This is a genomic window from Chryseobacterium sediminis (assembly GCF_008386505.1).
GTDB classification, from domain to species: domain Bacteria; phylum Bacteroidota; class Bacteroidia; order Flavobacteriales; family Weeksellaceae; genus Chryseobacterium; species Chryseobacterium sediminis.
Window position 1 is genome coordinate 1229437 of the sequence record NZ_VUNZ01000001.1, and the last position, 19076, is coordinate 1248512.

A 19076-nucleotide genomic window follows, 5' to 3' on the forward strand; every position below is an offset into this window, starting at 1 on the left:
AGCTGCCCAAAAAGATGGGCACCTCTTTTTATGATTAGTTAAATATAAGATTATTTTGCGTATTCATCATTATAGTTCACCATCCAATGAACACCATATTTATCCTGAAAGCATCCGAAATAGTCTCCCCAAAACTGATCTTCAATCGGCATTTCTACATTTCCGCCATCAGAAAGTTCTTTAAAGATTCTGTCGGCTTCACTTCTGGAATCCGGAAAAACAGAAACATAATTATTGTTTCCTACAGTAAGGGTCTGTCCAAAACCCGGTACGATATCTGATGCCATTAAAAGGTCACCTCCGATAGGCAAAGCGATGTGCATTACTCGGTTTTTTTCTTCTTCTGAAAGGTTTTCTGTACCGGGAGCATTTCCCATTTTATGAATTCCTCCGACGAATTCACCACCAAAAACTGTTTTGTAAAAATTGAACGCTTCTTCAGCTGTTCCATCAAAATTTAAGTACGGATTTAATTTAGCCATGATTTTTAATTTTAAAGTTATTATTATAAGATATCGTTTCTACTATTGATCCATTAAGGATTAATTAATTTAGTATGAATTACAAAAAAGCTTAATGGGTTAAAAATTTTTCTACTTCTCTGACGGTAAAGTCTATTAAGTTTGCATCAATACTTCCGTCAAAATCGGGCATCATATAAACACCATGAGTTGCGGGAAGTATCATTAACCGTGAGTTTTTTACCAGGCGCCACATCGCTGCAGCATGCTCCGGTTTCATCACATCCTGATCACCACTGATGAATAATACAGGTGATTGTATGGAACTCAATACCTCATCATCCCAGTCTTCAAACGTCTGCATCCTTTTGCAGTCTTTCTCAAAAAGGTTTTCCAGTTTTGAAAAATCCGGATTGAGATTTAAGAAATTAATTTTAAAAGGTTCCGGCATTGATTCAAAAGTAGCTTCCTGCATTCCTTCAAAAAAGCCGTCTATCATTCCGTTTCTTTTATAAAATGCTGAGGCTACGACCAGTTTTTCAACAATTCCCGGATGACGATGGGCAATCTGCATTACTGTACTTCCACCGTTGCTGAATCCCCAGAAGGAAGCTTTTCCAATGTTTAATTCTGCTAAAAGTCCGGCAACATCGTCAGCGTCCTGTTCAAAGGTTTCAGGAATATCACGGTGTTCACTGCGTCCGTGGTTTTGCAGATCTATCCCTATGAGTTGGAACTTGTCTTCCAGTCTTGCAATGACTTCTTTAAAATCATACAGAATGGAAGAACCTCCGCCATGAATGAGAACCAACGGTTTTCCGGACCCATAGATCTCGTAATACAATTGGATTCCGTTGACTTTTTTATAGCCTTTTTCTACTGGACTCATCGTTAATACTTAAGATTTTCGTCCACATCATATTTCATTCCGGGATAGTTCAGAATCCTGCGCATGAGACCTATCTGTCCGCAGAGATAATCTTCACGGCCGATACACATCCCCACAAAATTGAGTTTTGTTTCTTTTATGAAGGGAATATTCATTCCTATTTCAAATATTTCATCCAGTTCTTCATCCGTTACTTCATGAAGCCTCTGGTATACTTTAGCGGAAATTTTATGAAAGTTTTCTTTTAATTCAGCTAAAGTTGGATATTTAAAGCTTTCATCCAGTGCTTTTCCCTGGAAAAATAAATCGCTGTAAGGGTCTTCTTCCTGTATTCCAAGCACCCAGCCTAAGCCATAGCGCATGTTGACAAAATTCCCTGCCATCCATACAATATGGTTGGTTTTATTTTCAATTCTTTTCAATGCATCTTCTTCCGAAATGCCGTCCAAAACATTCATAAAGCTTTGGGAATGCATTCTGTAAGCCGGAATAACGAGTTCCATTTTTTTTGATTTTGGTGTGTCCATTTTAATTAGAGATTAGAAGTTAAAGGGTAAAGGGTTGGATAAACGCAAAGGCGCAAGGTTTCTACAAACTGCGGGTTTTTAAGGCGCGAGAATTTTATCTTCGATAAAATTGCACTCTTCTAAAAAGAGTATGGAAAAATTTGACAGTTCATTTGTCATTCCGAGCAAAGCAAGGAATCTAAAAACACATTATTTTATTGCACCCGGTTTTCCTAAAATTCGGCGGAGATAACCCAGTTGTCCGCTGTGGTAAATTTCATGAAGGCTTAGCGTTGAAATATCTTTCACCATTTCAGGTTTAAAACTGTTAAGGGTATTAAGTTTCGCTTCCAGTCTGTCCTGAGATTGTTTCAAATAGGATTTTAAATCTTCAAAGCTGACCAATTCGTCTTTCCGGTCCAAAGGAATTTCCCCTCTGTTGTAGCAGGAAAACTTTTCAATGTCCCAAACGGATTCTTCACCTAGAATATTCAGAAATGGATTTCTGATGTGGATTAAATGGCCCAGAATCCAATTCATACAATTAGCTTCACCATTAGGAAAAATCATAGATTCTTCATGGGTAATGCCGTCAATATTCAAAGAAATCACCTGATAGTTACTGACAACCTGATTCTTAATCAATTCTATATCGTTTGATATTGTTTCCATTGGATATGTAATTAATAAGTGAATGATAATACGTTATTCTGCGGGCATCTGAGATACGTCTCCATGCATTACTTCCCACTGATGACCGTTGATATCGGCAAAACTGCTTTGATACATCCATCCGTAATCTACAGGTTCTCCATATTTTGAACCTCCGTTTCCAATGGCTGTTTTTACCATCTGATCTACTTCTTCACGGCTGTTTACCCCAATGGCAAGAAGTACCTGAGTAGTATCTCCTTTTGCAAAAGGTCTGTTCGTAAAGGTCTGGAAGAAATCTTCTTTTAGAAACATGGTATAAATATGATTTTCTTTCATGACCACACATATTGCCTTATCGTTTGAAAACTGTTCATTGATAGAAAATCCAAGCTCTGTCCAGAATTCTCTGGTTTTTTGTACGTCTTTTACTGGTAAATTGACGTAGATATCTGTAATGTTCATTTTGTAATTTTTAGTGGTGATTATAATCCAAAATTACCAAGGTATGGTAAGAATGTGCTTGTCATAGGACAAGATTTCATTTTTATTTGGATTTAAATTATTCTGTCGGCATTTTAGACATATCAGCAAAAGTAATATTCCAGCCGTGACCGTCCGGATCCCAGAAAGAGTTCTGATACATCCATCCGTAATCCTGAGGTTCTTCATGCTGCCACGCTCCGTTTTCTACAGCAGTTTTTACTATTTTATCTACTTCTTCACGGCTGTCTAAGCCTACTGCTACAAGAACCTGACTGGTATTTTCTTTGGCAACAGGTTTATTGGTGAAGGTCATAAAATAATCTTCTTGCAGAAACATGACATAGATGGTATCATTCAAGACAACGCAGGTTGCTTTATCATCAGAGAATTGTTCATTAACCGAAAAACCAACCCTGGTCCAGAATTCTTTTGTTTTCTGTACATCTTTTACCGGAAGGTTCACATAAATTTGATTGACTTTCATTTTTTGTAATTTTAGTGTTAATCTGTTATCCAAAATTACCAAGGTGCCATGAAAATCAACTTGTCATAAGGCAAGATTTAATTTTTCTTAGGATGGGAAACTATTTCTTTACGGATACGGCTCAAAGAAGTGTCTGTAACTCCCAGATAGGAAGCAATCTGCTTCAGTGGTGCAAATTGTATGACTTTAGATTTCTGTTCCAGCAGATTAAGATATCTTCTGGTTGCTGAAAGGGTAAACATTTCTACGGAGCGCTGTTTGTAAGCAAAAAGTTCCTTAGACATCCATGATCTTCCCCATTCTCTGAGGTTTGGTATTTTATGGAATAGCTCCTGAAACGTATCATAATCCAATCTCCAGCACTCACAGTCTGTAATACAAACGATATTTTCCTGAGAAGGAATTCTTTGAAACATTGATAAGACCTCAATAATCACTTCATTCTCCGTGAAAAAATGGGTGGTTACTTCATTCCCGTTGAAATCATTCACATACGAACGTGCCAGCCCACTCTCCAGAATGTAGTATTCATTGGCTGTTTTTCCTTCTTCAAGAATAAAATCACCTTTCTGGAAAGATGTTTTTTCATGAGCCTGAAATATTTCAGCAAGCTCTTCAGGGAAAAAGAAAGGAAAATCATAGCAGATTTCTAAGGCTTGATTGGTCATTGGTGTCAATTTTTTAAGTCTTTAAAAATAAAATTTTTAATTGAATTAAGAGCAAGAAATATTAAACAAAGAGCTTAATAATTTTATAAAAAAGTGGATACCACACTGAAACAAAAGAGATTTACAGGTTAATATTTTTTAAACAGCTATTTAAAAAATACTATCTCTGACCACCCCGTCAAAAATTCTTTGAATTTTTGCCACCCCTCCACAGGATGGGAATGACTGTTTGCCGATTATAGTAATTGTAAGCTTTTTACAGGAAATATTTTTTTAAAACAGGGAAAGCTGTATAGATTTTGGAGTGCTGGGTTTCTGAGCATCTCCGAATACGGTCTTTCCGCCAAAACGCCATGAATTTTGTCTTTCTTCTTCAATCACCTGCTGAATATCAAAATCCGGAGTAAAGTCTTTTTCTGCAGCGGTTACAATCTGGTGAAGCTTATTTAACGAATTCAATTTATCAGAATTTCCCAATTTTGATTTTTCTATTCCTTTTCTGAGAATGCTGATACTTTCATCATAGGTATTAACAGGAACGGGAAAAGGGTGTCCGTCTTTTCCTCCATGAGCAAAGGAAAACCTTGCCGGATCGGCAAATCTTGACGGCGCACCATGAATTACTTCACTTACCAAAGCTAATGACTGCATGGTTCTTGGCCCTACTCCTTCCAGCATCAGCAAATCTTCAAAGTTCTGTGGCTGCTGTTCCCTGGTCACATATAAAAGCGCTCCCAGTCTTTTCAAATCTACATCAGAAGCCTGAACATCATGATGGGCAGGAAGGATCAATCTTGCAAAATCTTTCATCACTTCTGCTGAATCTGTATGGGAAATATCCAAAATTCCTTTTCTGTTCTCTGAAGCTTCGGTATCGGTAAGGTTAAGAATCTTTCCTCTTGAAATTCCGTTGATCCCTGTATGAGGCTGCTCTACAAATGATGTGATGTTTTCGGAATGCCAGTGATAACGTCTTGCAGTTCCGTCTGACTCATGCATTCCCTGCTGAATAACGCTCCAGTTTCCGTTATCCGAAAGAATAAAATTGTGCAGATACAGTTGATACCCATCCTGAATGGCTGTATTATCTACTTTTGCAGAAAGTTTACTGGCCCTCACCAGATCTGTCCCGTTGAGTCCGGTTTTATCTGCAATTTTAATTAATTCTGATGGTGTTTCGCGGGAGAATTTCCCTTTTCCCCCACAAATATAAAGTCCCAGAGATTGTGAATTGGGATTAATGGAACGTTTCAGCGCTCCCATGACAGAAGTGGTAATTCCTGAAGAATGCCAGTCCATTCCCATTACAGCCCCAAAACTCTGAAACCAGAACGGATCTGCAAGACGGCGCAATACTTCATCTTTACCGTAATCCATGAGAATTACTTCGATAATGGAAAGTCCCAGCACAGACATACGTTCATACAGCCATGGCGGTACTTTGCCATAGTGAAGAGGTAAATCTGCTGTTCCTGAACGTTTCATTTTGTTTTTAAAATGTAAAGGTAAGTTTTATTCATCTTAGTATTAAATGATCAGGATCATTAATTGTATCATTGAATCATCAACTAGTGGATAAGGCTGGTAAAAGAGAAGTTGGCATCACGCATCTCCAGCTCATTTTTGGAGGAATCAAACTGTGCTTCTCCGGCATAGATAAACATTTTTTGTTCGTAAGCATCAATAGCTTCCTCAATGTTTTGATATTTTCCTTCTGTTAAATTTTCTGATAAAATTAAGGCATCCAGCAGTCCGCTATTCACTCCCTGTCCTGCAAAAGGAGGCATAAGGTGAGCAGCATCTCCAATAAGTGTTACTGGTAACGAGCGGTTGTTTTTCCAGCGTTTGTCTAATGGAATTTTCCTTGTTGGCAATCCTACAAAAAATGAAGTTGCAAGAAATAACTGCTGATATAGCTCATTCCAAGCAGAGAATCTTTGAAAAAGAAACTGGCGAACCTGTTCTGTATTCTGAAAGTCTAAATTACATCCATCTTTCCATTCTTCAGGTTTTTTAAATATAACTCCATAAGTGAGGGCTCCGTTATTACAAGGATTAGCAACCAATAAATTACCTTCAAAAGCTGCCATTGGCCTTTTCCCGTCACACCATTTGAAAAATTCGGGACATGTTTTCTCAGGCTGTGGAATATCTCCCTGAATGATAAAAGTTCCTGTATCTTCCACCTCAGCATCTGTGACATATCTTCTTACTTTAGACATTCCGCCATTAGCGCCTATGACCAAATCTGCAGTTACATCAGGTTTATCTTTAAAGTAAAGCAGCCATCTCCCGTCATTTTCTTCCATTCCGGTAAAGTTCATATCCCAAATTACTGTATTATCTGACAGGCTGTTCAGAAGCATTTCTCTTAAATGATTTCTGTTGATTTCCGGATTGTCATATTGATTTTCCGGGGTAATTTCTTTCGTAAAAAGTATATTGCAATGTTCATCAGCGATTTTGATCCCCATTGGCAATGCCATTGCATAATATTGATCTAACAGTCCTGCCTTTTTCATCGCTTTTTGTCCTGATTCCTGATGAAGATCTAATGTTCCGCCCCAAACCCTTGTCTGCGCATTCTGATCTCTTTCATAAACATGTACTTCAACACCTTTTTGCTGTAATAAGACAGCTATTGTTAATCCCACCGGTCCTGCGCCAATGATGGCGATTTTTTTATGATTTAGCAACATAATTCTGTGATGTATTTATTATGTCACAAAATTCAGGAATACTATTGTATCAGGCTTGTACAAATGCGACAAAATCATTGCTTAAAGTTTGTCTTCTTTTTCTTGCTTCTCTTGCAAAAGCTGCGGGTGTAGAACCGCTGTATCGTTTAAATTCTCTGCTTAAGTGAGATTGATCAGTATATCCAAATTCCTGTGCAAGTGCAGCAATAGAAACCTCAGGAGCGTGCCATAAACGGTTTCTGATCTGTTCAAAACGCATAATTCCGGATACATCTTTTACAGTATGTCCTGAAGACTGCTTGAATTTTCTTTCTAATGTCCGCACTGTTGTATGTGCTGAATCAGCGACTTGATGTACCGGTATAGCTCCGTAGTTTTTTCTCAAGGCTGCACCGGCTTTGAAAAGAAGACTGTCTGCTGCAATAAGTGAATGTAATTTCAGAAAATATTGTTCTAAATTGGAAATTGCTTCCTCTATTTTACCAGTAGTGATGAGATCATTTAATACAGATTGAAGCTCTGCAACAGGATGTTCAAACTGATGAACCCCATTATCCGTTTTTTCTGATGACAATCCCAACAAATCAAAAACGGCCCAGGGAAAACATCTGATCCCGATAATTTCCAATTGATTTTGAGCATAAAAAAGCGCAGGCTGATTGAGCAGTCCCATGATAAACGGAGAAGGCAGAGCCTGTGGAGTTCCGTGATGAGAAATACTGCATCCACTTCCAAAATGAAAAATAATTTCAGCATAACCATCAGGCATCACCGTAAATCCGGACTGTTGTTTACCATAATCTCTTCTGTTATACCAGAAACATTGTATGGTATCCTTAAGTTCTTCCGGAACCTCAAATTCCTGATGTATATTTGAAAACATGGCTTTATTAATCGTGAGAGTACAGTTTTAGATCTTTATGCTTTGCTTCATCGTATTCTTCTTCAAAGGTAATTTTATTTCCAAAAGGATCAATTACAGTAAAGGATACGGATCCGTAAAACGTTTTTTCAAGTCCCGGACGGTTGTATTTGTATTTTTTATCAATGAGTTCTTTATGATATTGAGGAACCCCTTCACCCCAAATGGCAATTCTCGTCCCAGGTGTTCCGTCTCCGTGATGTTCGCTTAAGTGGAAAATCATGTTCTCTCTTTTCACTTCCATATAAACGGGAGTATTTTCATCAAAATAATGCTCCCAGACGATCTCAAATCCCAGCCAGTCTACATAAAATTCTTTTGTTTTCTGATAATCAAAGATTCTTAAAATAGGAATAATACGTTCTGCTTTCATTGTAAGGTAGTTTATTGGTGAGACAGTATATTGATCAGCTTCTGAAATGGATCTTTAACAAAAAACCTGCGAACGCCCCATTCTTCATTAGTCAGTTCGTAAGTGATTTCAAAGCCTGCATTTTTCATTTTATCGTAGATTTCATCTACATTATCTACTTCAATGGAAAGATCGGGCACCTCGGTATCATTTCCGCCCTGTTCAGCAAAGCTGATCTGAATTTTTGCTTCTTCATCGTTCCCCAATGTTTTAATCCAGCCATGATCCATCAAAACATCCAGTTCCAGAATGTCCTGATAAAACTGATTGGCTCTGGAAAGATCATTCGTTTTGATATTGGCTACGATTCTTTTTACCATTTTGCAGTAATTTTTTCATTAAAAAAGCCTTGTGAAATTACATAAAATTTCACAAGGCTTAATAAATATTGTGTTGTATTTTGTATTAAACGGAAGCTGCTGCTTCTAAAATCAGCTGAGTAACTTCTTCAGAATGTGACGCCAATGAAGCGTGTCCTGCGTCCAGAGAGATTATTTTCTTAGGCTCAAGACGTTCTGCCATTTCTTTTTCTGTTTCTGCAGGGATCATACGGTCCTGCAATGAGATCTGATACCAACTTGGGAGTTTTTTCCATGCCGGCTCACCCGCTACGTCACCAAAACATTGCCCGTGAATAGGTTTTTGTGACAATGACATTACCAATGCTTTTTCTTCATCTAAATCCTGACAAAAGGCAGATTTGAATTCATCGTATTTAATCCATAAAAAGCCTTTGCTATCCGGATAAATACTTGCTCCGCCTGGTGACTCACGTCTTCCTAAAAGTGATCCAAGGCTGTCTCCGGCATCAGGTGCAAATGCTGCAATATAAACAAGCCCCACTACTTTATCATGATGTCCTGCTCCTGAAATAACAGCGCCTCCATAAGAATGGCCTACTAAAAGTACTTTCCCATCCTGTGCATCAATAAGATCTTTTGTCTTATCAATATCATCCTGTAAAGACGTTAATGGGTTCTGAACACTTCTTACTTTATACCCCGCTTTTGTCAATGAAGGGATAATATACTGCCAGTGTGACCCATCTCCCCATGCTCCGTGTACCAAAATAATGGTTAAATCTTTTTGTTCCATAATGATTGTGTTAAAATTTGATAATGGTAAAGCTACAGTTTAAAATGTCAGCGGAAGTTAACTTAAGTTAATTAACAATCCGGCTTCTTATTCGGCTGAGTGACTGCTCTGTTACACCAAGGTAACTGGCAATATGTTTCTGAGCTATTTTCTGAAAGAGTGCAGGCTGTTTTTTGACAAGATTGAGATAACGGTTTTCCGGAGAATAGCAAAGTAGATCGTCTATTCGTTTTTTAGCATCCAGGTAAATTTTTTCACTCATCATCCGCCCGAATTGCTGCCAGTAGGCCTCTTTTTTATATAAAGCCCGCAGGTGGTCTTTACTCAGCAGTAAAATCTCGCAGTTTTCCAGGGCCTGGATATTCATATTGGAAACGGTATCACAAAGTATGCTTTCGTAATCGGTAAAAAATTCATTTTCAAAATAAAACCCAAAGTTGATTTCACGACCCTGATCGTTGATATAAAAACATCTGATTGTTCCTTTTTTAATAAAGCCAAGGTATTTGCATTTTTCTCCCTGCTTCAGAAAAAAATCAGATTTTAAAAGCACTGTATCATGAAGGAGCGCATAAAATTCTTCAAAATGTTCTGAGTCTACCTGAAAAAGTTCTCCGTATTTCTTGTAATGGTCTTGCATCATTTGGTGTTATTGATTAGGTTTCATATTCAAAAAAAGCCTTGCAAAAATTACATTCACAAGGCTTTTGTACAAAAATTATTTCTATTATTTCAATGCTGCAAGAGCTGCATCGTAATTAGGTTCGTTTGCTATTTCAGGAACCTGTTCCGTATAAACTACTTTGTTGTTTTCGTCTGTAACGATCACGGCACGGCTCAATAATCCTTTCAATGGTGAATCTGTGATTGTCACTTCATAATCATCTCCAAAGCTGCTTCTGAAATCTGAAAGTGTTTCTACATTATTCAATCCTTCAGCTGCACAGAATCTTCCAAGAGCAAACGGAAGATCTTTTGAAACATTGATAATTACTGTATTATCAAGTTTTGAAGCCTCTTCATTGAATTTTCTGGAAGAAGCGGCACAAGTAGGGGTATCAATACTTGGAAAGATATTAAATACTTTTTTCTTTCCTGCAAAAGTTTCAAGCGTTTTTACAGCCAGCCCTGAGTCTACCAATGCAAAATCTTTTACAGTAGTTCCTACAGATGGTAATGCTCCTATTGTGTGTACTTCGTTTCCTTTTAAAGTGATTGTCGTGGACATAATTTTATTTTTTAGTTTTTCAAATTTAATCAAAAAAGAAAATTTTCACCGATTTATTATGGTTAAATTAATCTTAAAGTGAAAATAAAACCTTTTCTCCTGCTTATCAGTTTCAGACAAAATTACTTACATACCCGTGACTCCAAAAAATAAGCTTTAGTCTGCTAAAGTTCAACACCAGAAATGATACTATTATTTTTAGAATTAATAACAGTACATCCGGAAACAATACAATTACACAGATATGAAAGTAAAGATACAAAAGCCACTTTTTTTTATGGAAATATCCCAAATAAAACAATGATATTTACTAAATTTGTGGGACTTAAAATTTCAAATAAAAAATAACAGTATAATGTCAGAAAAATCAAAAATCTATTACACACTTACTGATGAAGCTCCAATGCTGGCTACTCACTCGTTTTTACCAATTGTAAAAGCTTTCACAAAATCAGCAGATATCGAAATCGCGGTTCCGGATATTTCTTTGTCAGGAAGAATTCTTGCAAACTTCCCTGAGTTTTTAAAAGACGACCAAAAAATAGGTGATGCTTTGGCTGAACTAGGCCAACTGGCAACTCAACCTGACGCTAATATCATTAAATTACCTAACATTTCTGCTTCTGTACCTCAGTTGGATGCTGCTATTGCTGAACTACAAGGTAAAGGTTTCGCGGTTCCAAACTATCCTGCAGAGCCTAAAAATGATGAAGAAAAAGCAATCAAAGCTAAATATGCTAAAGTATTAGGAAGTGCCGTAAACCCTGTATTAAGAGAAGGAAACTCTGACAGACGTGCCCCAAAAGCTGTTAAAAATTATGCAAAAGCAAACCCTCACAGAATGGGTAACTGGGCATCTGACAGCAAAACAGACGTAGCTCACATGAACAATGGTGATTTCTACGGTACAGAAACTTCTACAACATTAGAAAACGCTACAAAATACAGAATCGTATTCAAAGGAAATGATGGTTCTGAATCTGTATTAAAAGATTTCGCAGGTCTTCAGGCTGGTGAAGTAATTGATTCTTCTGTAATGAATTTAAATGCATTGAAAGCATTCGTTCAGGAAGCAATTGAGGAAGCTAAAAACAGAAATGTACTTCTTTCAGCTCACCTTAAAGCTACAATGATGAAAATCTCTGACCCAATTATTTTTGGGGCTATCGTTGAGACTTTCTTCAAAGAAGTATTTACTAAATATGCTGAGACTTTCAAATCTTTAGATATCAATCCAAATAACGGTCTTGCTGATCTTTTCGACAAAATCAAAGGAAATGCTCAGGAAGCTGACATCAAAGCTGATATTGAAGCTGCTTTGGCAAACGGACCTAGAGTGGCGATGGTAAATTCTGACAAAGGAATTACTAACTTCCACGTACCTTCTGATATCATTGTTGATGCATCTATGGCTGCTCTTGTAAGAGGCGGAGGTAAAATGTGGAACAAAGAAGGAAACGAAGAAGATACAGTATGTATCATTCCAGATCGTTCTTATGCAGGTTTCTATCAGTCTGTAATTGACGATATGAAAGCGCACGGAAAATTAGACCCTACAACAATGGGATCTGTTCCAAACGTAGGGTTAATGGCTCAAAAAGCTGAAGAATATGGTTCTCACGATAAAACTTTCCAATTAGCTGCTGACGGAACTGTAGAAGTTCAGGATGAAGCTGGAAACGTTCTTCTTTCTCAGAAAGTAGAAAAAGACGATATCTTCAGAATGTGTCAGACTAAAGACGCTCCTATTCAGGACTGGGTAAAACTGGCGGTAAACAGATCAAGATTATCTGATACTCCGGCTATCTTCTGGTTAGATAAGGGAAGAGCCCACGACAGAGAAATCATCAAAAAAGTAGAAAAATATCTTGCTGATCATGATACAACAGGTCTTGACATCAGAATCCTTGATGTAAAAGATGCTATGACTGAAACGCTGAAGAGAGCAAGAGAAGGTAAAGATACAATCTCTGTTTCCGGAAACGTATTGAGAGATTATTTAACAGACCTTTTCCCAATCCTTGAACTTGGTACTTCTGCAAAAATGCTTTCTATCGTTCCATTGATGAATGGTGGTGGTTTATTTGAAACAGGTGCCGGAGGTTCTGCTCCAAAACACGTTGAGCAGTTCTTAGAAGAAGGATACCTAAGATGGGATTCTTTGGGTGAATTCTTAGCACTTCAGGCTTCTTTAGAGCATTTGGCACAAACTCAGGGGAATACAAAATCTCAGGTTTTAGCTGATGCACTGGATGAAGCGAATGCTAAATTCTTAGCTACAGATAAATCTCCTGCAAGAAAAGTAGGTCAGATCGACAATAGAGGTTCTCACTTCTATTTAGCGATGTACTGGGCTGAAGCGTTGGCTAACCAGACTGCTGATGCTGAATTAGCAGCTCAGTTTGCTCCTGTTGCACAAGCAATGCAGGAAAACGAAGAGGTAATCAACGCAGAATTAATCGGCGCTCAGGGTAAACCTCAGAACATTGAAGGATACTACAAAACTGATACGTATAAAACGTATGCAGCCATGAGACCTAGCACTGTTTTAAATGAAATCATTGACGGAATCTAATTTTTCGTTTTGATATAAATAAAAAGCTCCTTTTTTAAGGGGCTTTTTTTGTGGGAAACTATTACCTTATGCAATTTTAAAACCACCCCGTCAAAAATTCTTTAAATTTTTGCCACCCCTCCAGAGGAGGGGAATTGAGTACATATTTATTAATCTGGAGTCACCATCCTAATCCCTAATCCCTAATCCCTAATCCCTAATCCCTGCAACCTAACACCTTCTATCTGCTACCTATCTGCAACCTATCTGCAACCTATCTGCAACCTAATATCTGCTATCTCCCACCTACCTATCCTCCACAATCACTCTCCTATGCTCTCTGCCCCAGTTGATCATTTCCTGAATGATATTTCCAAAGGTTCTGCAGTATTCTGTGGGTTCATATTCTATTAAAACAGGAGTCTCCGGATAAACGGTGCGTTTTAGCAGTTTGTTCAGTTCCATATCTTTCAGTTCTTTTGAAAGCATTCTGGTGGTAATTCCTGGAATGCTCCGTTCAATTTCCCTGAAACGTCTGTTCCCGTTACAAAGTGAATTGATCACCGGGATTCTCCATTTCCCTCCGATAAAATAAAGGGTATCCTGTAAAGCTCTAAGCTCTTCTGTCTGATCTCTTTCCATAGTTGCAAAGTTAAGTGATATCATGAATGATAGTGGTATACTCTGTGATACTGGTTACAAAAGTATACCATTTTGAAATAACTTTGTCAAAAATTTTACAATGAAAAAATTCAGTAACAAACTAGCTATCGTGACAGGAGGAAACAGCGGAATAGGATTCGCTGCAGCAAAAGAACTTATTTCAGAAGGTGCAACTGTAATTATTACCGGGAGACGAAAAGAAGCGGTAGAAAAAGCGGCTCAGGAACTTGGAGCAATTCCGTTCATCGCAGACCAGGCAAACCTTAATGATATTGATCTTTTAAAGGAAGAAGTAGAGAAACAATATGGAAAAGTAGATATCCTGTTTATCAACGCAGGAATTACAGGAAGCCTAACTTCTATTGAGAACATGGATACCGAAAACTTTGATCAGGTAATGAACATCAATTTCAGAGGAGCTTATTTTACATTAAGTAAATTCACTCCTTTACTGAATGATGGGTCTTCTGTCATCTTTTTATCATCAATTGTAGCTTCTACTTATAAACCCAACAGTTCTGTTTATCAGGCAAGCAAAGCCGCATTGAACTCCATTGCAAAAACAGCGGCAGCAGAACTTGCTCCAAGAAAAATCAGAGTGAATATGATAAGTCCCGGGCCTATAAAAACTGAAATCATGAGTAAGGCCGGTTTGGATGAAGACACTCTTAAAAACATTCAAAATCATCTCATTGATCAGATTCCATTGAAGAAAATGGGGACAGCTGAAGAAGTTGCCAAACTGGTTACCTATTTATCCGATGATCAGATTTCAGGTTATATCACAGGAACCGAAATTGTGATAGACGGCGGTATCACATTATAAACTATACATTTCATCCAATCCCGGTAACACAAATTACCGGGATTTTCTTTTGAATTTTCGGGGCTTAAAATTCCGGATTCACCTTTTAATTTGTCCAACTCGGCCTATTTTCCGTTTCCCGGCATAGACTACACTCCTACTTTTGAATCAGAAAATAAAAACAATACTCATTATGGATACCGTAAAGAAAAAAAGAAATCCCATTGCCATCCTATTTCTGGTAATATTAGGAGTCTTCGGAGGGTTGCAGCTATTCAGCAAACCATTGGAAGGAAAACCGGTTACAGGAAAGATTGAAGCGCCAAAGGAAGTGATCAGTATTCTTGAAAACTCATGTTTCAATTGCCATTCCAACCAGCAAAATCTGAGTTGGTATGATAAAATTGCTCCTGTTTCCTGGGCTGTAAATAAAGACATCAAGAGAGCCAGAGAAGTTCTGAATTTTTCAGAATGGGAAAAACTCTCTCCTGCTGAACATAAGGGAAATATGTATGCAATTCTCAATATGATGCAGAGCGGGAAAATGCCTCTTCATGAGTACACGATTCTGCATCCATCTGCTAAGATTACTGAAAAAGATATTGAAATTATAAAAAAATATACACTTTCACTCTCTTCAGTAAATCCGGCAGTACAACATAAAAATGAACCTCATCCAGCTTCCATATCACCTGCTGCAGCTCCAACAAAGTTTCCGGTTTCGCCCAATGGAGTGCAATACACTCCTGATTTCAAAAATTGGAAAGTGATCAGTATGAGTACGCTGTTTGACAACTCCATCCGTGTCATCTATGGAAATGATATTGCTGTAAAAGCTGTAGAAACAGAAAACTTTCATCCATGGCCAGACGGAAGTATTGTTGTAAAATCCGTATGGAAACAGGAAGAACTTCCTAATGGAGAAATCAGACCTGGAAAATTTATCAATGCACAGTTTATGGTAAAAGATTCCCATCAATATAAAGATACCGAAGGCTGGGGATTTGCAAAATTCTCCGGAGATGATCTTCATCCTACAGGAAAAACAGCATCTTTCGCTAAAGAATCATGTATTGCCTGCCATAGACAGCTCGCAGAAAAAACAGGTTATCTTTTTGATGTTCCAATGAAAGTAAATACCCAAAGATTAATTCAAAATTTACAGAAAAAATGAAAAATGCAATCCTTATTTTAATGGTAAGTCTTGTTGCTCTTACCTCTTGCGGCAAAGAAAATAACGATACAGATAATGGACTAAAAAGAGTTGTTTTTGACCCTGGTCATCTTAAATTCATCTCCAATTCTTTAAATCCTAAGAAAGAAACAATGTCCGCTTTATACGGCAATACAAAGGCTTTGGAATCTTTATCAAAAGAAAGCAAGTCACCGGAAGCAGGTGCTGTTATGAAATTAGTGACCTGGCGCTATCATGATAATCCTCAATATATTGGTGGTACTATCACGGGTGAATTGGTAAGTATCGAAACAGTTCAAGCCGATCAGTCGGGAAATATTTCTTATAATGTTAAAAATAACCTTCCGGAAAGCAGTTCGCCCGATAAGGAAGAAAGAATACAGTATTTCATGAGTTACCGTCCCGTCAGTAGACCTTAATAAAAAACTATAGTTTCCATATTTATCATAATATTTTAAATAAAAAACATTAATTTAACTTTTTCAAATCAGCAGATTTCATGCAACAGCAAAAAATAAAAATCTCACAGGCCATTATCTGGATAAGCTCTATTTTTTTGGGTATCTTATCTTCTGTTCCTCAGCTTGCTTCTCATGAATTCAACTGGAAAGAAGCAGTAGTCAACTCAGCGATTACAGCAGCATTTTCCATCATCATGTGGTATATCAACATTTATATGTTAAATCGTACCGCAAAACGAAGACAGCATATCTCCTACTCAAGATTGATGGTAGTACTGGCTTTCGGGATGGTGATTATGTTTGGGCTTGCCTGGATTCAGCAGCTTATTTTGTCTCATATCAATTTCGGTCCGGTCATGCTGATGGTTGAAGTAAGAGGAATTTTGATCAATCTGGTATGCTATATGTTTTTGACACTGCTTCAGAATAATTATACAGGCCAGCAGATACAGCTTGAACTGGAGAAAGTAAAAAGTGATAATTTGGGGGCTCAGTATGAATTACTGAAACAACAGATCAACCCGCATTTTCTTTTCAACAGTTTGAATACGTTAAAGTTAATGGCAGAAACACATGACGAAGAAACCGTTGACTTCATTGTGAAACTTTCTGATTTTTACCGATTTACACTCGAAAGCAGAAAACTGGATCTGATCAGTGTACAAGAAGAAATGAAAATAGTAGACGCTTATCTTTTCCTTCAGAAAGCCCGTTTTGGTGAAGGAATTAAATTTACCAATGATCTCGGAAAAGAAACGGGGCAAACCCTTATTCCACCTTTTACCCTTCAGCTTTTGGTAGAAAACTGCATCAAACACAATATTGTTTCACAAAGTAAGCCTTTACACATTAAAATCTATAGTACTGACGCTCAAATTGTGATTGAAAACCCTATACAGCAAAAAATGAATACTGAAGACTCTCTGGGAGTGGGACTTGACAATATTAAAATGCGTTACAAACACTTGCTGGAAAAGGAAATTACTATTAACTCAGACGAAAAAATCTTTCAGATAAAACTACCATTAATCCATGAATATAATCATTATTGAAGATGAATTCAGGGCTGCAAAATCCCTACAGAATTTAATATCAGATTTAAAACCGGACTCAAAGATACTGGGTGTTTATGACAGTATTGAAACAAGTATTGAAGGTTTGAAGGACGTGAAACCCGATCTTATTTTTATGGATATCCAGCTTTCGGACGGACTTTCATTTGAAATTTTCAAATCGGTGGACATTACATGCCCTGTGGTTTTCTGTACAGCCTTTGATCAGTATATGCTTGATGCCTTTAAGAGTAAGGGCGTAGATTATGTTTTAAAACCATTTTCTAAAGAAGATATTGCTGAAGCTCTGAGAAAAGTTGATGAACTGAAAAAATTCTTTCAGAAGAATGATGTCCCTGATCTGGAATTGCTGATACAAAAAATCAGTCAGCCTTCTCCTGCGGGTAAGAGTAGTTTTCTGGTTTTTAAAAATCAAAAATATACTACCGTTCTTACTGAAGACATTGCCTATTTCTATATTCATAATGAAATAACCCATCTGGTAACCTTCGGCAAAGAGCAGTTTTCTCTTAGCCAACCTTTGGGGCAGGTCGCGGAACAGGTCTCTGATAAACAATTCTTCAGAGTCAACAGGCAATATCTTGTAAATTTTAAAGCTATTAAGGAGATGGAACATTATTTTCAGCGTAAAATACTGGTAAAACTCACTGTAGAAACTCCCGAAAAACTTCTTATAAATAAAGAAAAGACCCATAGTTTTTTTACCTGGCTGGAAGACAGATAAAAAGTAAGGAAGCGGGAAGTACTTGAAGTCATTCTAATATACAGACTTTTTAAATAAATTATAACCCTGATTGTTACGATCAGGGTTCTTTTATGCTGTTAACACCTTAAAAACAAACTCTATTTTCTCTCAAACCTAGAATACTTCCAGCATCGAGCTACTCTCTTCCCTTCCCCAAAACATCCCCCTCATAATTTCCTGATTCACCTTTCGATTTGTCCGGTTGAACTATTTTTGTATTCTTCTGCCTTTCCAGAGTATCTACTTTTGAATCAAATTAAAAGACATGATACTAAAAAACTTAATCAAAGTAAGCGCTTTCACCGCGTTATTATTTGCTACTTCAGCATTTATTCATCAAGATAAAGTAGAAAAAACCGCACAGCATTCAACTACAGAAAACGGGTTTGCGGTTCTGGAACTCTTCACCTCAGAAGGCTGCTCAAGCTGTCCTCCGGCAGATGAACTGATGGGTAAAATCGGGAAAGAATATAAAGATGAGCCTGTTTATCTCCTTTCCTACCATGTGGATTACTGGAACCGCCTTGGATGGAAAGACCGGTTCAGTACGGCTGAGAACTCACAGCGCCAACAGCAGTACAGCCGTATCCTAAATTCACAGGTTTACACACCCCAACTGGTTGTCAATGGAAAAACAGAATTTGTAGGATCTGATGAAAACAATATCAAAAATACAATCCAGGAAGCCTTATTTAATTCTAAAAAAACAAATGTAGAACTATCTGCAACTATTTCTCAGAAGGAAATCAATGTACAATATAAAACCTCTTCCACTGATCCTAAAAATATGCTTCTCATTAATCTGGTTGAAAAACATTCTTCCACTCAGGTAGGAAAAGGTGAAAATGAAGGCCGTCATCTGCATCACTGGCAGATTGTTCACAAGCAAAATCAGGTTTCACTGAATAAACAGCAGGAAGGAACAACAAAATTTCAACTTCCGGATGGTTTTTCTCCTGAAAACTGGGAAGTTATAGCTTTTATTCAAAATCCAAAAACAGGAGAGATCTCAGGATCAGCAAAAACAGCTTTCAGATAACTTTTATACAACACAATAATAATAACAATTAAAAAATAAT

At 37.4% G+C, this 19076-nt stretch carries 23 protein-coding genes; 7 read left to right on the top strand and 16 right to left on the bottom strand.

Annotated features, from left to right (window positions below):
• Positions 1–50 precede the first annotated feature (50 nt).
• The 15 genes from FW780_RS05730 to tpx form a co-directional block, all read right to left on the bottom strand.
• Complete coding sequence (locus tag FW780_RS05730; protein ID WP_149832613.1) at positions 51–482, bottom strand: VOC family protein; 432 nt, start codon at positions 480–482, stop codon at positions 51–53.
• Between the two features lie 91 nt (positions 483–573).
• Positions 574–1350 carry an alpha/beta fold hydrolase gene (locus tag FW780_RS05735; protein WP_149832614.1) on the bottom strand — a complete coding sequence of 259 codons (777 nt, stop codon included), beginning with the start codon at positions 1348–1350 and terminating at the stop codon, positions 574–576.
• Positions 1351–1352: 2 nt separating this feature from the next.
• Positions 1353–1853, bottom strand: coding sequence for a DinB family protein (locus FW780_RS05740; protein ID WP_241676851.1), 501 nt, complete (start codon positions 1851–1853; stop codon positions 1353–1355).
• Positions 1854–2066: 213 nt separating this feature from the next.
• Positions 2067–2528, bottom strand: a complete 462-nt coding sequence (locus FW780_RS05745; RefSeq protein WP_149832616.1) for a hypothetical protein — start codon at positions 2526–2528, stop codon at positions 2067–2069.
• 33 nt (positions 2529–2561) lie between these two features.
• Positions 2562–2972 (bottom strand): VOC family protein, encoded by a 411-nt coding sequence (locus FW780_RS05750; protein ID WP_149832617.1) that lies wholly within the window; start codon positions 2970–2972, stop codon positions 2562–2564.
• Positions 2973–3069: 97 nt separating this feature from the next.
• A complete protein-coding gene (locus tag FW780_RS05755; RefSeq protein ID WP_149832618.1) occupies positions 3070–3477 on the bottom strand; it encodes a VOC family protein in 408 nt (135 codons plus the stop codon).
• Positions 3478–3554: 77 nt separating this feature from the next.
• The gene (locus FW780_RS05760) at positions 3555–4145 is read right to left on the bottom strand and encodes a Crp/Fnr family transcriptional regulator (protein ID WP_149832619.1); all 591 of its coding nucleotides are present in this window, start codon (positions 4143–4145) and stop codon (positions 3555–3557) included.
• 273 nt (positions 4146–4418) lie between these two features.
• Positions 4419–5630, bottom strand: a complete 1212-nt coding sequence (locus FW780_RS05765; protein WP_149832620.1) for a DUF763 domain-containing protein — start codon at positions 5628–5630, stop codon at positions 4419–4421.
• 83 nt (positions 5631–5713) lie between these two features.
• Positions 5714–6844, bottom strand: coding sequence for an FAD-dependent oxidoreductase (locus FW780_RS05770; protein WP_149832621.1), 1131 nt, complete (start codon positions 6842–6844; stop codon positions 5714–5716).
• A 49-nt stretch (positions 6845–6893) separates the two neighbouring features.
• Positions 6894–7727: a helix-turn-helix domain-containing protein gene (locus FW780_RS05775; RefSeq protein ID WP_149832622.1), complete on the bottom strand. Its 834-nt coding sequence runs from the start codon at positions 7725–7727 to the stop codon at positions 6894–6896.
• A gap of 7 nt (positions 7728–7734) precedes the next feature.
• The gene (locus FW780_RS05780; protein ID WP_149832623.1) at positions 7735–8139 is read right to left on the bottom strand and encodes a glyoxalase superfamily protein; all 405 of its coding nucleotides are present in this window, start codon (positions 8137–8139) and stop codon (positions 7735–7737) included.
• An 11-nt stretch (positions 8140–8150) separates the two neighbouring features.
• Positions 8151–8498: a VOC family protein gene (locus tag FW780_RS05785; RefSeq protein WP_149832624.1), complete on the bottom strand. Its 348-nt coding sequence runs from the start codon at positions 8496–8498 to the stop codon at positions 8151–8153.
• Positions 8499–8583: 85 nt separating this feature from the next.
• Positions 8584–9273 (bottom strand): alpha/beta hydrolase, encoded by a 690-nt coding sequence (locus FW780_RS05790; RefSeq protein WP_149832625.1) that lies wholly within the window; start codon positions 9271–9273, stop codon positions 8584–8586.
• Positions 9274–9340: 67 nt separating this feature from the next.
• Positions 9341–9916: a Crp/Fnr family transcriptional regulator gene (locus FW780_RS05795; RefSeq protein WP_149832626.1), complete on the bottom strand. Its 576-nt coding sequence runs from the start codon at positions 9914–9916 to the stop codon at positions 9341–9343.
• A gap of 84 nt (positions 9917–10000) precedes the next feature.
• Positions 10001–10501 carry a thiol peroxidase gene (gene tpx, locus FW780_RS05800; RefSeq protein ID WP_149832627.1) on the bottom strand — a complete coding sequence of 167 codons (501 nt, stop codon included), beginning with the start codon at positions 10499–10501 and terminating at the stop codon, positions 10001–10003.
• A gap of 355 nt (positions 10502–10856) precedes the next feature.
• Between tpx and FW780_RS05805 the strand changes: the two genes are divergently transcribed.
• Positions 10857–13076 (top strand): NADP-dependent isocitrate dehydrogenase, encoded by a 2220-nt coding sequence (locus tag FW780_RS05805; protein ID WP_149832628.1) that lies wholly within the window; start codon positions 10857–10859, stop codon positions 13074–13076.
• 285 nt (positions 13077–13361) lie between these two features.
• On the opposite strand, the gene FW780_RS05810 is transcribed toward FW780_RS05805, so the two are convergent.
• Positions 13362–13697 (bottom strand): winged helix-turn-helix transcriptional regulator, encoded by a 336-nt coding sequence (locus FW780_RS05810; protein ID WP_047377604.1) that lies wholly within the window; start codon positions 13695–13697, stop codon positions 13362–13364.
• A 100-nt stretch (positions 13698–13797) separates the two neighbouring features.
• On the opposite strand from FW780_RS05810, the gene FW780_RS05815 reads away from it, so the two are divergent.
• The 6 genes from FW780_RS05815 (at position 13798) to FW780_RS05840 (ending at position 19036) form a co-directional block, all read left to right on the top strand.
• Entirely contained in the window at positions 13798–14544 is a 747-nt protein-coding gene (locus FW780_RS05815) for an SDR family oxidoreductase (RefSeq protein WP_167510647.1), read from the top strand.
• Positions 14545–14716: 172 nt separating this feature from the next.
• A complete protein-coding gene (locus FW780_RS05820; RefSeq protein ID WP_149832629.1) occupies positions 14717–15697 on the top strand; it encodes a heme-binding domain-containing protein in 981 nt (326 codons plus the stop codon).
• Complete coding sequence (locus FW780_RS05825; protein WP_149832630.1) at positions 15694–16137, top strand: hypothetical protein; 444 nt, start codon at positions 15694–15696, stop codon at positions 16135–16137. The genes FW780_RS05820 and FW780_RS05825 overlap by 4 nt, the downstream gene beginning before the upstream one ends.
• Positions 16138–16217: 80 nt before the next feature.
• On the top strand, positions 16218–17231 hold the full coding sequence (locus tag FW780_RS05830) for a sensor histidine kinase (RefSeq protein WP_149832631.1): 1014 nt from the start codon (positions 16218–16220) through the stop codon (positions 17229–17231).
• Positions 17212–17976 (top strand): LytR/AlgR family response regulator transcription factor, encoded by a 765-nt coding sequence (locus FW780_RS05835; RefSeq protein ID WP_149832632.1) that lies wholly within the window; start codon positions 17212–17214, stop codon positions 17974–17976. The genes FW780_RS05830 and FW780_RS05835 overlap by 20 nt, the downstream gene beginning before the upstream one ends.
• Positions 17977–18262: 286 nt before the next feature.
• Positions 18263–19036 carry a DUF1223 domain-containing protein gene (locus FW780_RS05840; protein WP_149832633.1) on the top strand — a complete coding sequence of 258 codons (774 nt, stop codon included), beginning with the start codon at positions 18263–18265 and terminating at the stop codon, positions 19034–19036.
• Positions 19037–19076: the final 40 nt, after the last annotated feature.

Excerpts from the sequence above, each read along its gene's own strand:
- FW780_RS05730 (WP_149832613.1), bottom strand. The coding sequence starts at position 482 with ATGGCTAAATTAAATCCGTACTTAAATTTTGATGGAACAGCTGAAGAA.
- FW780_RS05735 (WP_149832614.1), bottom strand. The coding sequence starts at position 1,350 with ATGAGTCCAGTAGAAAAAGGCTATAAAAAAGTCAACGGAATCCAATTG.
- FW780_RS05740 (WP_241676851.1), bottom strand. The coding sequence starts at position 1,853 with ATGGAACTCGTTATTCCGGCTTACAGAATGCATTCCCAAAGCTTTATG.
- FW780_RS05745 (WP_149832616.1), bottom strand. The coding sequence starts at position 2,528 with ATGGAAACAATATCAAACGATATAGAATTGATTAAGAATCAGGTTGTC.
- FW780_RS05750 (WP_149832617.1), bottom strand. The coding sequence starts at position 2,972 with ATGAACATTACAGATATCTACGTCAATTTACCAGTAAAAGACGTACAA.
- FW780_RS05755 (WP_149832618.1), bottom strand. The coding sequence starts at position 3,477 with ATGAAAGTCAATCAAATTTATGTGAACCTTCCGGTAAAAGATGTACAG.
- FW780_RS05760 (WP_149832619.1), bottom strand. The coding sequence starts at position 4,145 with ATGACCAATCAAGCCTTAGAAATCTGCTATGATTTTCCTTTCTTTTTC.
- FW780_RS05765 (WP_149832620.1), bottom strand. The coding sequence starts at position 5,630 with ATGAAACGTTCAGGAACAGCAGATTTACCTCTTCACTATGGCAAAGTA.
- FW780_RS05770 (WP_149832621.1), bottom strand. The coding sequence starts at position 6,844 with ATGTTGCTAAATCATAAAAAAATCGCCATCATTGGCGCAGGACCGGTG.
- FW780_RS05775 (WP_149832622.1), bottom strand. The coding sequence starts at position 7,727 with ATGTTTTCAAATATACATCAGGAATTTGAGGTTCCGGAAGAACTTAAG.
- FW780_RS05780 (WP_149832623.1), bottom strand. The coding sequence starts at position 8,139 with ATGAAAGCAGAACGTATTATTCCTATTTTAAGAATCTTTGATTATCAG.
- FW780_RS05785 (WP_149832624.1), bottom strand. The coding sequence starts at position 8,498 with ATGGTAAAAAGAATCGTAGCCAATATCAAAACGAATGATCTTTCCAGA.
- FW780_RS05790 (WP_149832625.1), bottom strand. The coding sequence starts at position 9,273 with ATGGAACAAAAAGATTTAACCATTATTTTGGTACACGGAGCATGGGGA.
- FW780_RS05795 (WP_149832626.1), bottom strand. The coding sequence starts at position 9,916 with ATGATGCAAGACCATTACAAGAAATACGGAGAACTTTTTCAGGTAGAC.
- tpx (WP_149832627.1), bottom strand. The coding sequence starts at position 10,501 with ATGTCCACGACAATCACTTTAAAAGGAAACGAAGTACACACAATAGGA.
- FW780_RS05805 (WP_149832628.1), top strand. The coding sequence starts at position 10,857 with ATGTCAGAAAAATCAAAAATCTATTACACACTTACTGATGAAGCTCCA.
- FW780_RS05810 (WP_047377604.1), bottom strand. The coding sequence starts at position 13,697 with ATGGAAAGAGATCAGACAGAAGAGCTTAGAGCTTTACAGGATACCCTT.
- FW780_RS05815 (WP_167510647.1), top strand. The coding sequence starts at position 13,798 with ATGAAAAAATTCAGTAACAAACTAGCTATCGTGACAGGAGGAAACAGC.
- FW780_RS05820 (WP_149832629.1), top strand. The coding sequence starts at position 14,717 with ATGGATACCGTAAAGAAAAAAAGAAATCCCATTGCCATCCTATTTCTG.
- FW780_RS05825 (WP_149832630.1), top strand. The coding sequence starts at position 15,694 with ATGAAAAATGCAATCCTTATTTTAATGGTAAGTCTTGTTGCTCTTACC.
- FW780_RS05830 (WP_149832631.1), top strand. The coding sequence starts at position 16,218 with ATGCAACAGCAAAAAATAAAAATCTCACAGGCCATTATCTGGATAAGC.
- FW780_RS05835 (WP_149832632.1), top strand. The coding sequence starts at position 17,212 with ATGAATATAATCATTATTGAAGATGAATTCAGGGCTGCAAAATCCCTA.
- FW780_RS05840 (WP_149832633.1), top strand. The coding sequence starts at position 18,263 with ATGATACTAAAAAACTTAATCAAAGTAAGCGCTTTCACCGCGTTATTA.